This window comes from Cellulomonas hominis, assembly GCF_005239125.1.
Taxonomy (GTDB): domain Bacteria; phylum Actinomycetota; class Actinomycetes; order Actinomycetales; family Cellulomonadaceae; genus Cellulomonas; species Cellulomonas hominis_A.
Genome location: NZ_SZYE01000384.1, coordinates 1 through 720 on the forward strand (window position 1 = coordinate 1; position 720 = coordinate 720).

The 720-nt window shown below is 81.0% G+C and carries 2 protein-coding genes; both read left to right on the plus strand.

The window, feature by feature from the left end:
* On the plus strand, positions 1 to 247 hold a 247-nt coding region (locus FA014_RS20460; RefSeq protein WP_328288235.1), incomplete at its 5' end, for a CbiX/SirB N-terminal domain-containing protein.
* Positions 248 to 252: 5 nt separating this feature from the next.
* Positions 253 to 720: helix-turn-helix domain-containing protein (locus FA014_RS19695; RefSeq protein WP_195969407.1), on the plus strand; the 468-nt coding region annotated here is incomplete at its 3' end.

The window sequence follows — 720 nt, forward strand, 5'->3', positions numbered from 1 at the left end:
CGCGCGGTGGCCCGGGCCGGTCACGGTCGGCTACGGCGCCGCGGCCCGGCCGGACGTCGCGACCGCGGTCGCCGAGGCGCGTGCCACCGGCGCGCGGCGGGTGGTCGTGGCGTCGTACCTGCTCGCGCCGGGCCACTTCCACGGCGCGCTGGCCGGGGCGGGCGCGGACCTCGTGACGGCACCGCTCGGGCCGCACCCGGACCTGGCCCGGATCGTGCTCGACCGCTACGACGCGGCGCTGCGCTGACGGCCGTGGTGACGACGGGCGGGGCGGGAGCGGTGCCCGTGGAGCAGGGCGGCCGGGCGGCCGTCGACGCCGCGGGCCGGCACCGGGCGCTGTCCTCCCCGAGCCGGACCGCGATCCTCGCGGTGCTCCGGGCCGAGGGCGCCGCCCTGGCCGTCGAGCGCGTCGCGGACCTGGTCGGCCTGCACGTCAACACGACCCGCGAGCACCTCGAGGTGCTGGTCGCCGCCGGGCTGGCGTCGCGGACGGCCGAGGCCCGCGCCACCCGCGGGCGCCCGCGGACGCTGTACACGGCGCGCGGGCCGGCCGGGCCGGACGGCGAGCCCTGGCTGCGGGACCAGCTCAGCCGGGTGCACGCCGCACACCACCTCGGCGCGCTCGTGCGCCAGGTCGAGCACGGGGCAGCGCCGCAGCCGGACCTCGCTCCCGCGGATCTCGGGGTCGAAGCCCAGGCGGGCGAAGTGCTCGCGCAGCGC